Genomic DNA, 13,801 nt, shown 5'->3' on the forward strand with positions numbered 1-13,801 from the left:
GTAACCTCGGGTAGCTGCTGGTCGTTCATGCCTACTCGTCGTCCATGAAGGCCGCATTGACCAGATCGTCGAGATCCATGTCCGCGATGTCCTTGACGTCCTTGGCGCCAAGCTGCGATCCGGCGGACTGGGCGTGACCGTCGGCCTCATCTGCCAACGCGAGCAACAGCTCCAACACGCCGGCCTGCCGCAAACGCTTGACCGGAATTGACCCGACCACCCGCTGGATTTCGGCTTCCCCGGTCGCTGCCGCCGGGGCGTGTTGGGCCGTGTCGCCGACCAATTCTCGATGCATGTAGCCGGCCAGCGCGGCGGAGTTGGGGTAGTCGAAGATGAGGGTGGGCGAAAGCGCAAGGCCGGTAGCAGCTTTGAGCCGGTTGCGCATTTCCACCGCGGTCAGCGAGTCGAAGCCCAGTTCCTGGAACGCCCGGTCGGGATGGATGGCCTCGGGAGTGGTGTTGCCCAGCACGGTGGCGATGTGCGAACGCACCAAGTCCAGCAGCACCGCATGCTGCTCGTCCTCCGGCAATCCCTCAAGGCGTTGCAGCAGCGCTGATTTCGACTTGGCGGCGACCAGTGAATCGTCCACCTGTCGCCGAGCGGGCGCATTGATCAAGTCGACAAACATCGGCGGCAATGTGCCGCTGTCGAATTTGGCGCGCAGCGCGACCAGGTCGATGCGTGCCGGCAGCATGAACGGCTCCGCCACAATCATTGCGGTGTCCAGCAATTGGAGGGCTTCGTCCGAGGACATCGCCACGATGCCGTCGCGGGCCAGCCGGGCGAAGTCGACGGTTTCCAAACCGCCGGTCATCGCGCTGGCCTGATCCCACAGACCCCAACCAAGCGATACCGCCGGCAGCCCGTGAGCTTGCCGGTGCGCGGCCAGCCCGTCCAGGAACGAGTTGCCGGCGGCGTAGTTGCCCTGGCCGGCCGCGCCGGCCAGCCCCGCGATCGACGAGAACATCACGAACGCAGAGACATCCAGGTCCCGGGTCAGCTCGTGCAGGTTCCACGCCGCATCCACCTTGGCCCGCAACGCCACATCCATCCGTTCCGGCGTCAACGACGTCACCACGGCGTCGTCGAGCGCTCCGGCAGCGTGGATGACAGTTGACAGCGGGTGCTGCACGGGGATATCGGCGATCACCTTGGCCAGCGCTTCGCGATCGGCGGCGTCGCAGGCCACCAGCTGCACGTGTGCACCGGAAGCGCCGAGTTCGGCCGCCAGTTCCTGTGCCCCGGGCGCGTCCGGGCCGCGACGGCTCACCAGCACCAAACGCCGTACGCCGTGACGCGCAACCACGTGGCGGGCCAACGCCGACCCCGCCATGCCGGTGCCGCCGGTGATCAACACGGTGCCGGACGCCCATGCGTCGGGAACGGTCATCACGACCTTGCCCACGTGCCGCGCCTGGCTCAGATACCGCAGTGCCGCAGGGGCCAGGCGGATGTCGAACGTGGTCACTGGCAAGGGCCGCAGGATTCCGGCATCGAACATGTCGGCCAGGTCGGTGAGCATCCGCTGGATGTGGTCCGGTCCGGCCTCAAAGAGGTCGAAGGCGCGGTAACGCACACCCGGGTATTCCTGTGCGATCGCGTCGGGGTCGCGGATGTCGGTCTTGCCCATCTCCAGGAACATGCCGCCGGGTGCGACCAGCCGCAGCGACGCGTCGACGAATTCGCCTGCCAGCGAGTCCAATACCACGTCTATTCCGGCCATGCCGGTCTTGCCGATGACCTCACGGAACTTGCCCTCGAATTCCAGACTGCGCGAATCGGCGATGTGGTCATCGTCGAAACCCATGGCTCGCAACGTGTCCCATTTGCCGCGGCTGGCGGTGGCGAACACCTCGAGCCCCCGGTGCCGTGCCAGCTGCACGGCGGCCATTCCGACCCCTCCGGTGGCCGCATGCACCAGGATCCGCTGTCCGCGTCGCACCTTCGCCAGGGTGGAGAGTGCATAGTGGGCCGTCGCGAAACCGACGGGCGCGGTGGCGGCATCGGCGTCGGACCAGTCCGCCGGAACCTTCAGCAAGAGCCGTTCGTCGGTGGTGGCGATGCTGCCGGTGCCTTCCGGGAACAGGCCGGCAACCCGGTCACCGACCGCGAAACGGCTTGCTGCTGTAGCTTCCAGCACGACACCGGATGCCTCGACGCCCATCGCGGCATCTGGGTCGGGGTAAAGACCCAGGGCAATCATGACGTCGCGGAAGTTGGCTGCCATGGCCCGGCTTGCGACGCGCACGTGCCGCGGCGCCAAGGGCGCCCCGGCGTCAGGTGCAGGTTCGAGGCGCAGATTCTCGAACGTGCCGGCGCTGGTCATTCCCAGTCGCCAGGCTGTGTTATCGGAGCCGTCCGGAGGCACCAACACGCCGTCCACCGCTCGACTGGCGTGCACCCGCGCAATGTGCGGTTGGCCGCCCCGCATCACGACCTGCGGCTCGCCCACCGCCAAGGCCGCGGCTACTGCCGTATCGTCAAGTGGCGCATCGGAATCCACCAAGAGGATATGGCCCGGGTGCTCGGTCTGGGCAGACCGCACCAAACCCCACACCGCCGCGCCCGCCAAATCGGCGATGTCCTCCCCCGGTAGGGCAACCGCGCCCCGGGTGAGTACGACCAGCGTTCCCGAATGTGGTTCCGCCAGCCAGGATTGCACCGCACTCAGCGCTGCACCCGTCGCCGTGCGCACACCGGTCACCGGATCGCCGTTCGCCGGTTCGGACTCGAAGACCTGGTACGAGGGGGTGGTGGCGGCGGCCGCGGCTGAACTGGCGGAGGCCGGCGCCCAGACCACTTCGAACAGCCGATCCCCACCAGAACCAGACAGCGCCGCTTTCAGCTGCTGATCGCTCACGGGGCGGGCCACCATGGACGCCACCGACAGCACCGGCAACCCCAACCCGTCAGCCAGGTCGATCGACACCGCCGACGGGGTGGTCCGCACGATCCGGGCCCGCACCGCCGACGCGCCTGCGGCATGCAACGACACGCCTTGCCACGAGAACGGCACCAACACCGAATCATCAGAGCCTTCAATGCCGTCGGCGCCTTTGGCGGCCAGGATCACCGCGTGCAATGCAGCATCCAGCATCACCGGGTGGACGCCGAACCCGGTCGCCGACACCCCGGCTTCTTCCGGCAGGGCCACCTCGGCGAACACTTCATCACCGCGCCGCCACATCGTCGTCAAACCGCGGAACGCCGGGCCGTATCCGTACCCGCGCTCGGCCAACCGCTCATATCCGTCGCCGAGGTCCATCGCGACCGCACCCACGGGCGGCCACACCGACAGGTCCGAAGCCGGCGCGACCGAACCCGCGCTCAGCGCACCTTCGGCATGCAGAAGCCAGCCGGAACCGGTCTCGGCGCGCGAGAACACCGACACCGCGCGGGCACCCGTCTCGTCCGGTCCGCCGACCACCACCTGGATCGCCACCGATCCCGCGGCGGGCAATACCAGCGGCGCCGCCAGATTCAACTCGTCGATGATGCCGCAACCGACTTCGTCACCGGCGCGGATGACCAATTCGACGAATCCCGCGCCGGGGAACAGCACCACCCCACCGATGGCGTGGTCGTCCAGCCAGCCCTGGGCACTGGGCGACAGCCTTCCTGTCAGCACCACCCCGCCCGACGCCGGCAATTCCACCACCGCACCCAGCAGCGCGTGCTCGCTGGCCTGAAGGCCCAGGCCCGCGGCCCCGGCGGCGCTGACCCTGGCGCCTGCCGCGGACGGCGACAACCAAAACCGCCGCCGCTCAAAGGCATACGTCGGCAATTCCACGAAGTTGCCCGCCCCGAGCGCGGCGCGCCAATCCACGTCCATGCCGGCGACGAACCCCTGCGCGACGGCATTGGTGAGGGTTGCCGGTTCCGGACGGTCCTTGCGCAGGGCGGAGACCGCTGTGACCGCAGCGTCGGGCAGGGTTTCTTCGATGGAGGCCATCAGGCCACTGCCCGGTCCGACTTCGAGGAAGCGGCTACCGCCGGCCTGGTGCACGAAGCGGACACTGTCGGCGAACCGGACCGCTTCACGGGCGTGCCGCTTCCAATAGGCGGCAGACGCGAAGTCGTCGCCCGCCAGCTGCCCCGTCATGTTCGACACGATCGGAATCATGGGCTGGCCAACGGCGAAGCTGGCGGCGACGGTTCCGAATTCGTCGATCATCGGATCCATCAACGGCGAATGGAAGGCGTGCGAAACCGCCAAGCGGTGGACCCTGCGGCCATCGGCCCGCAGCTTGGTCGCGACGGCGACGACGGCGTCGTCGGCGCCCGAGATCACCACCGATGCCGGGCCGTTGACGGCTGCAATGGCGACTTCGTCGTTCAGCAGCGGCCGCACCTCTTCTTCGGTGGCCTGGACGGCGATCATCGCCCCACCCGACGGCAGGGCCTGCATGAAGCGGCCGCGCGCGACCACCAGCACCGCCGCATTCTCCAGCGACAGCATCCCGGCGACGTGAGCCGCCGACAACTCGCCGATCGAGTGGCCCATCACGAAATCGGGTCGCACGCCCCAGGATTCCAGCAGCCGGAATAATGCGACTTCCATCGCGAACAGTGCCGGCTGAGCGAATTCGGTAGTGTTCAAAAGGTTTTCGTCGTTGCCCCACATCACCTCGCGCAACGGGCGCAACAGATGCCGGTCGAGTTCGCCGACCACGGTGTCGAACGCCTCGGCGAATACCGGGTATGCGGCGTGCAATCCCGTTCCCATGCCCAGTATTTGGGCGCCCTGGCCCGGGAAGACGAAGACAGTTTTACCCGTTGGCGTCGCCGACCCACGGATAACGGAACCAGCCGGGTCGTCGTTGGCCAGCTCGTCCAGCCCGGCCAGCAACCCCTGCCGATCCTCGGCGACCACCACCGCCCGATGCTCGAACACCGACCGACCCGCCAGCGTCCACCCCACATCCGCGGCGTCCAACTCGTCGCGGGCGCGCAAATAGTCGGCCAACCGCGCCGCCTGCCCCGCCAACGCCGTAGCCGACTTCGCCGACACCACCCACGGCACCACCGGCCCTACCAGCGGAGCAACCTCAGCCGGCGGCACCACCGGAGCAGACTCCACAATCACATGCGCATTGGTGCCACTAATCCCAAACGAGGACACCCCCGCCCGGCGCGGACGCTCAGCCTTCCATTCCCGCGCCTCGGTCAACAACGCCACCGACCCCGCCGACCAATCCACATGCGGCGACGGCACATCCACATGCAGCGTCGCCGGCAACGTCTCGTGGCGCATCGCCTGCACCATCTTGATCACCCCGGCCACCCCAGCCGCGGCCTGGGTATGACCCATGTTCGACTTGATCGACCCCAACCACAGCGGCTCACTGCGCTCTTGCCCGTAGGTCGCCAACAACGCTTGGGCCTCAATCGGATCACCCAACGTCGTACCGGTCCCGTGGCCCTCCACCACATCAACCTCGGCCGCGCTCAGCCCCGCATTGGCCAACGCCGCGCGCACCACCCGCTGCTGCGAAGGCCCATTCGGCGCCGTCAACCCATTCGACGCACCATCCTGATTCACCGCCGAACCCCGCACCACCGCCAACACCGGATGCCCCAACCGCTGCGCATCCGACAACCGCTCGACAACGAGCATCCCGCCGCCCTCGGCGAATCCCGTGCCGTCGGCCGCTCCGGCGAATGCCTTGCACCGGCCGTCTGCGGATAACCCACGCATGCGGCTGAATTCGACGAAAATGTCGGGGGTGGCATTGACGGTGGCGCCGCCGGCCAGCGCCAGATCGCACTCCCCCGATCGCAGCGACTGCACCGCCATATGCAACGCCACCAACGACGACGAACACGCCGTATCCACCGACACCGCCGGGCCCTCCAGCCCCAACACATACGACACCCGCCCCGAAGCCACACTGGCCGACTGGCCGGTCAGACGGAAGCCTTCCAAGGCCTTCAGCGCATCTTCATTGCCGATGCCGTAGCCCTGGGTGTACACCCCGGCGAACACTCCGGTGGCGCTGCCCCGCAGCGTGTTGGGGTCAATTCCCGCCCGTTCCAGCGCTTCCCAGGAAAGTTCGAGGAACATGCGTTGCTGAGGGTCCATCGCAAGCGCCTCACTGGGTGCGATACCGAAGAACGCCGGGTCGAAGTCGGCGACCCCGTCGACGAAGCCGCCGCTGCGGGTGTAGCACGAGCCGGCGACGTCGGGATCCGGGTTGTACAGGTCGGTCAGGTTCCAACCGCGATCGCTGGGGAATTCGGCGAGTACGTCACGGCCCTCGGCCACCATCTCCCACAGCCGCTCCGGGCTGTCCACGCCGCCCGGATAGCGGCAGGACATACCGACGATCGCGATCGGGTCGTCGCCTGTGACGCGGACCGCGGGTGTGTGTTTGATTTCTTGTGGCGCACCGGCGAGTTCGGCGCGCATGTAGGAGGCCAGGCTGTTGGGAGTCGGGTAGTCGAAGATGAGGGTCGGTGAAAGTGCGAGTCCGGTAGCAGCTTTGAGCCGGTTACGCATTTCGACCGCGGTCAGCGAGTCAAACCCTAAGTCCTGGAACGCCTTGTCCGGGTCGATCGCGTCGGGGGTGATGGTACCAAGCACCGTGGCGATATGGGAGCGCACCAGATCCAGCAGCACAGCATGCTGTTCGGGTTCTGGCAGGCCGTGCAGCCGATGCGCCAAAGCGGATTTGGATTTCGCGGCGGCAAGCGAGTCGTCGACCCTGCGCCGGGCCGGTGCATTGACCAGATCGCTGAACATCGGAGGTACGGCCACCGCGTGAGACCGCAACGCGGCCAGATCGATTCGGGCCGGCGCCAGGTACGGCTCGTCGACGATCAGCGCGGTGTCGAAGAGTTCCATCGCCTCCCCGGAGGACAGCGCCAGGATCCCGTCGCGGCCCAGCCGGGCCAAGTCGGCGGCATCCAGACGGCCGGTCATGGCGCTGGCCTGGTCCCACAGTCCCCACGCCAGCGACACCGCGGGCAGCCGGTGTGCGCGCCGGTGTGCGGCGAGGCCGTCCAAGAACGAGTTGGCCGCCGCATAGTTGCCCTGCCCCGACGAGCCCACCAGGCCGGCCATCGACGAAAACATGACGAAGGCTGAGAGATCCAGGCCGCGGGTCAGTTCGTGCAGGTTCCATGCCGCATCCACCTTGGCACGCAACACCGCATCGACGCGGTCGGGAGTCAGCGAGGTCACTACCGCGTCGTCGAGCACCCCGGCGGCATGAATAACCGCCGAGAGTGGGTGCTGCACGGGGATATCGGCGATCACCTTGGCCAGCGCCTCCCGGTCGCCTGCATCGCAGGCCACCACCTGCACCTGGGCCCCGGCCGCGCTCAGCTCGGCCGACAGTTCCTGCGCCCCCGGCGCATCCGGGCCGCGCCGGCTCAGCAGCAGCAGATGCCGCACCCCGTGATGCGCCACCACATGACGAGCCAGCACCGAACCCGCCATGCCGGTGCCGCCGGTGATCAAGACCGTGCCCGTACCCAGCGCGCCGCCGTGGGCAGCTGGAAAAGTCATGACGACCTTGCCGATGTGGCGCGCCTGGCTCAGGTACCGCAACGCCGCCTCCGCGCGTCTGATGTCGAACGTCGTCACCGGCAACGGGCGCAACACACCGGAATCGAACATTTCGGCGAGATCCTGCATCCATTGGTGCATCCGCGGACGGCCGGGCTCGAACAAGTCAAAGGCGCGGTAACGCACACCGGGGTATTCCTGCGCGACGGCGTCGGGGTCGCGGATGTCGGTCTTGCCCATCTCCAGGAACAACCCGCCGGGTGCTAACAATCGCAGCGACGCGTCGACGAATTCGCCGGCCAGCGAGTCCAATATCACGTCCATGCCCCGTCCGCCGGTGACCGCGCGGAACTTGTCCTCGAACTCCAGGCTGCGTGAATCGGAGATGTGATCATCGTCAAAACCCATGGCCCGCAGGGTGTCCCACTTGCCCCGGCTGGCCGTGGCGAATATCTCCAAGCCCAAATGCCGCCCCAGTTGGACGGCAGCCATGCCCACCCCGCCCGCGGCAGCGTGCACCAGTACCCGCTGCCCCGGCTTGACGTCGGCGAGGTGCACGAACGCCATGTACGCAGTGGTGAAAACCGCTGAGATCGCGGCAGCTTCGGCGTAGGACCAGCCGGCAGGCATCGGCTGCAGGATGCGGACGTCGCCGGCGACCAGCGTGCCGTGGCCGTCAGGGAAGAATCCGTATACCGAATCGCCGACTGCGAATTCGGTGACCCCGGGCCCCACCTCGACGACGACGCCGGCGCCTTCGCCGCCGAGTAGCCCGTCGTGGGTGAACATGCCGAGGGTGATCATGATGTCGCGGAAGTTCGCGGCGATGGCGCGCAGCGCCACCCGGACCTGCCCGGGTTGCAACGGCGCATCGGCGTTGGGAACCGGTTCCAGCCGCAGGTTCTCGAAAGTGCCTGCGCTGCTTATGCCCAACCGCCACGGCACGTCGTCCGGCGGAGCCAGGATGCCGTCGACCGCGCGGCTGCCACGCACCCGCGCGATGTAGACCCGCCCGCCGCGCAGTACCACCTGCGCCTCGCCGGCCGCCAGAACCGCAGCGGTGGCCTCATCGTCCAGGGGCACATCGGAATCCACCAACACGATGCGGCCCGGGTGCTCGGTCTGCGCGGAACGCACCAAGCCCCACACCGCAGCGCCCGCCAGATCGGTGACATCTTCTTTCGGGTCCCCCGTCGCCGCGACCGCGCCCCGAGTCGCCACCAGCAGCACCCCGGAGTCCCGCTCGGTCAGCCACGATTGCACGGCGGCCAGGGCCCGATGCGTGCGCTCATAGACGTCTGCTAACGGATCATCTTCGCTCGCAACAGATTCGAACACCTCGAAAGACGGCGCAGCAGTCGTCCCGGAGGCCCCGGCCGCCGGCGACCAATCCAGCTCGAACAGCCGGTCGGTCCGCGGGCCCGACATTCCCGATACTCCGGCCCGCAGCTGCTGCTCGCTCACCGGACGCGCCGCCATCGAAGTCACCGACAGCACCGGCAACCCCAACCCGTCGGCCAGCTCGATGCAGACCCCGGACGGACCCGACGGGGCGATTCGTGCCCGCACCGACGAGGCACCGGCCGCGTGCAACGACACGCCCTGCCAGGAGAACGGCAGGACCAATTCGGCGTCCGGGTTGGCTATTACCGCTGTATGCAAGGCCGCATCCAGCAGTGCGGGGTGTATCCCGAACCCACCGGCGCCGCCGGCCGCCTCCGGAAGGCTTACCTCAGCGAACATCTCGTCGCCGCGGGCCCACATCGCGGTCAGGCCACGGAACGCAGGACCGTACTCGTAGCCGCGCGCCGCCAACCGTTCGTAGCCGTCGGTCACGTCTACCGCGACGGCGCCGGCCGGCGGCCACGCCGACAACTCGACCGCCGGCTCTACCGACCCGGCCTTCAGGGTGCCTTCGGCGTGGCACACCCACGCGGCATCCGCTTCGGCGCGGGAGTAGATCGAAACACTGCGCTGTCCCGCCTCGTCGGCGGCGCCCACCACTACCTGCAGCGCAACAGATCCCGATACCGGCAGCATCAACGGCGTGCGCAACGTCAGCTCGTCGACCGCTGAGCAGCTGACTTCGTCGCCTGCGCGGATCGCCAACTCGACGAAGCCCGTCCCGGGAAACACCACCGCCCCCGATACGGCGTGATCGGCCAGCCAGCCCTGCGCGCTCGGCGACAGCCGGCCCGTCAATACGACGCCGGCCGATGCGGGCAGCTCCACGACGGCGCCCAGCAGAGGGTGCTCGCCGGCGCCCTGGCCCAAACCCGATGCGTCGACGGCCGTCGCCTCGCCGGAGAGCCAAAACCGCCGCCTGTCAAAGGCATAAGTCGGCAACTCGACAAAGCCCGCGCCATCGAGCATGCCGCGCCAATCCACGCTGACGCCGGCCACGAAGGCGGCGGCCGCCGAGGTCAGGAACCGCTCGAGCCCGCCGTCGTCGCGGCCCAGAGTGGGGATGACGACGGCGGCCCCGGTTCGAGCGTCACCGTCGGCGCTGTCGGTGCAATCGTTGGCGGTGTCCTCGATTCCCGCGATCAGCGCCGGGTGCGGGCTTGATTCGATGAAGGTGCGATAACCGTGCTCGCACGCGCTGCGCACCGCCAGGTCGAATTGAACGGTCTGGCGGATGTTGCGGTACCAGTATTCGGCGCCCAATTCAGCTGTGTCCAAGCGAGTTCCGGTCACCGTCGAGAAGAAGGCGGTACGTGTGGAACGTGGCTCGATGCCGGCCAGGACTTCGGCGAGTTCACCTCGGATCGACTCAACCTCTGCCGAATGCGAGGCGTAGTCCACATCGATGCGGCGGGTGCGCAACTCCTGGCCGGCGCAAACCTCGATCAGCTCGTCCAGCGCAGTCGACTCACCGGACACCACAACCGCAGCCCGGCCGTTGACGGCCGCGATACCGACCCGATCGGCGAAGGGCGCCAACAACTCCCGCACCCGCTCGGCACCGCACGCGATGGACACCATGCCACCGGGGCCGGCCACGTCGCGCAGCAGTCTGCTGCGCAACGTCACCACCCGCGCCGCATTGCGCAGTGACAACGCACCGGCGATGTACGCGGCGGCGATTTCGCCTTGGGAATGCCCGATCACTGCATCCGGACGCACCCCAACCGACTTCCACAGTTCGGCCAGCGACACCATCACCGCGAACAGCGCCGGTTGCACGACGTCCACTCGGTCCAGGCCTGGCGCGCCCGGGGCACCGCGTAGGACGTCGGTCAGCGACCAGTCCACGAATTCGGCGAAGGCGTCTTCGCAGGCCTGGATCTGTTGCGCGAATACCGGTGCGGTGTCGAGTAATTCGATGCCCATGCCCAGCCACTGCGAGCCCTGGCCGGGGAAGACGAATACCGTCTTGCCGACGGGCTGGGCATCGCCGTGAATAACGCCGGAAGTCAAGGCCCCCAAGTCATCTGCGGCCAGCTCGTCCAGTCCGGCCAGCAACCGGTCTCGGTCGCCACCGACGACGACGGCCCGATGCTCGAACACCGCACGGCCGGCCAGCGTCCACCCCACATCGGCGACGTCCAAGTCGTCGTCGGCACGCACATGCTCAGCCAAGCGCGCGGCCTGAGCTCGCAACGCACCCGACGATTTCGCCGAGACCACCCACGGCACCACCGGCAGGACGGATTCGCGGGCAATGCGCTGCTCAGCCGGGGCGGCTTCGACAATCACATGCGCATTGGTGCCACTAATCCCAAACGAGGACACCCCCGCCCGGCGCGGACGCTCAGCCTTCCATTCCCGCGCCTCGGTCAACAACGCCACCGACCCCGCCGACCAATCCACATGCGGCGACGGCACATCCACATGCAGCGTCGCCGGCAACGTCTCGTGGCGCATCGCCTGCACCATCTTGATCACCCCGGCCACCCCAGCCGCGGCCTGGGTATGACCCATGTTCGACTTGATCGACCCCAACCACAGCGGCTCACTGCGCTCTTGCCCGTAGGTCGCCAACAACGCTTGGGCCTCAATCGGATCACCCAACGTCGTACCGGTCCCGTGGCCCTCCACCACATCAACCTCGGCCGCGCTCAGCCCCGCATTGGCCAACGCCGCGCGCACCACCCGCTGCTGCGAAGGCCCATTCGGCGCCGTCAACCCATTCGACGCACCATCCTGATTCACCGCCGAACCCCGCACCACCGCCAACACCGGATGCCCCAACCGCTGCGCATCCGACAACCGCTCGACAACGAGCATCCCGCCGCCCTCGGCGAATCCCGTGCCGTCGGCCGCTCCGGCGAATGCCTTGCACCGGCCGTCTGCGGATAACCCACGCATGCGGCTGAATTCGACGAAAATGTCGGGGGTGGCATTGACGGTGGCGCCGCCGGCCAGCGCCAGATCGCACTCCCCCGATCGCAGCGACTGCACCGCCATATGCAACGCCACCAACGACGACGAACACGCCGTATCCACCGAGACGGCCGGGCCCTCCAGCCCCAACACATACGACACCCGCCCCGAAGCCACACTGGACGTCATGCCGGTGAGCCGGTAGCCCTCGATCTCCTCGGCCAACATGCCGTAGCCCTGGACGATGAGTCCCGCGAAGACCCCGGTGGCGCTGCCGCGCAGCCTGCTGGGATCAATCCCGGACCGCTCCAACGCCTCCCATGACAGCTCGAGCAGCATTCGGTGCTGAGGGTCCATCGCCAGCGCCTCGCTGGGCGCAATCCCGAAGAACGCCGCGTCGAAGTCGGCGACCCCATCGATGAAACCGCCGGTGCGTGCGTAGGTTTTGTGCCGGGCGTCGGGGTCCGGGTCGAACAATCCTGCCAAGTCCCATCCGCGGTCGGCCGGGAATTCGCTGATCACGTCGCGGCCGTCGGCCACCATCTCCCACAGGCGCTCCGGGCTGTCCACGCCGCCCGGAAAGCGGCAGGACATACCGACGATCGCGATCGGCTCGCTCGACCGCTCCAGCAGCGCACGATTGGTGCGCTTCAGGCGTTCAACCTGGACCAGCGCTTTCCGCAGCGCTTCGGTCGCATGCTGGAGTTGATCACCCATCGCTAACCTCGCCTAACCTCAACCAAAAGTTGGCCGCCTTCAACCGCCGCACGCGAGTCAAAGTTTTGCTGCACGACCGACCACAGGGACCCCGAAGGATGTTGTCGTGCTGCTCGCCGACCCAAGAATCTCGCTGGTGAGTATGGCCAACTCCGGCGCGATTTCAAAACGTCCGATACTCCCAGTTGCTACGCGAAGAACTCGACCGGCTCACACGGCGAGGTGTGCGGTTCCCGTCCGGCGACTACGCCGGACCCGCCGCCCATGCCGCGACTGTACCGGGGAACCCGTCGGCCATGGTCAGTCGCATGTCGGCGTGGTCTTCGCGGGCCGGGTCGTCCCGAATCAGACACCGACCCGGCGCCAGCCGTCGGCGGCCCTCGCAGCCTTGACCAGGGCATCGCACAATTCGCGTAATTCGGTAGCCCCGGCTCCCTCGTCGAGCGCGGTCGCGACATCCTCCGCCGCGCATCGCACCTGGTAGACGCGGTCTGAGAGGTCGGCGGCGTCGTCGGCCGACAGCACCACCGCGTCGGCGGGCAGCGCCAGCGCGCCCCCGGCCCCACCGCGGCTGATCAAGGCTCGCTGCTCATAAGCGCGCTGCCGGCAGGACTGACGGCAGTACTGACGGCGACGGCCCATCCCAGTGTCGGTGACGTTCCTCCCACACCAGCGGCACGGTTGGGGTCTGGCGCGACGCTTGGCAAGGGTCACGCCAGCCGACTTTAGTCCGGCACGGCCCCGGATCCCGGTATCATTGACGTTCGCGAATGATCGCGTCGCACTCGCCCGGCGCCCACCCGGGAACTGCGCCGCCCGTCGCAACGTTTGCCAAGCGAAGAGAATCGCCACTACCCGAGCCCAAGAGCTCAGGACCAAAGGAGTAACGCCGATGGCAGATCGCGTCCTGAGGGGCAGTCGCCTCGGAGCCGTGAGCTATGAGACTGACCGCAACCATGACCTGGCGCCGCGTCAGATAGCCCGATACCGCACCGACAACGGCGAAGAGTTCGAGGTTCCGTTCGCCGACGACGCCGACATCCCGGGCACCTGGTTGTGCCGCAACGGCATGGAAGGCACCTTGATCGAGGGTGACCTGCCCGAGCCGAAGAAGGTCAAGCCACCGCGCACGCACTGGGACATGCTGCTGGAACGCCGCACGGTCGAAGAACTCGAAGAGCTGCTCAAGGAACGCCTCGAGCTGATCAGGTCACGCCGGCGCGGCTGACGCCGCGTAGACGCGCCCGC

Annotated in this window: 3 protein-coding genes; 1 reads left to right on the top strand and 2 read right to left on the bottom strand. The window is 67.8% G+C overall.

The genetic code is table 11. From position 1 onward, the window contains the following. Window positions 1-31 precede the first annotated feature (31 nt). Both A9W99_RS23505 and A9W99_RS26990 read right to left on the bottom strand, forming a co-directional pair. Window positions 32-12,553: a type I polyketide synthase gene (locus tag A9W99_RS23505; protein ID WP_067384045.1), complete on the bottom strand. Its 12,522-nt coding sequence runs from the start codon at window positions 12,551-12,553 to the stop codon at window positions 32-34. A 345-nt stretch (window positions 12,554-12,898) separates the two neighbouring features. After that, window positions 12,899-13,267, bottom strand: coding sequence for a hypothetical protein (locus A9W99_RS26990; protein ID WP_082930181.1), 369 nt, complete (start codon window positions 13,265-13,267; stop codon window positions 12,899-12,901). 178 nt (window positions 13,268-13,445) lie between these two features. Between A9W99_RS26990 and rbpA the strand changes: the two genes are divergently transcribed. Further along, the gene (gene rbpA, locus A9W99_RS23515) at window positions 13,446-13,781 is read left to right on the top strand and encodes an RNA polymerase-binding protein RbpA (RefSeq protein ID WP_067238490.1); all 336 of its coding nucleotides are present in this window, start codon (window positions 13,446-13,448) and stop codon (window positions 13,779-13,781) included. Window positions 13,782-13,801: the final 20 nt, after the last annotated feature.

The organism is Mycobacterium sp. 1164966.3 (genome assembly GCF_001665395.1).
Taxonomy (GTDB): Bacteria; Actinomycetota; Actinomycetes; order Mycobacteriales; family Mycobacteriaceae; genus Mycobacterium.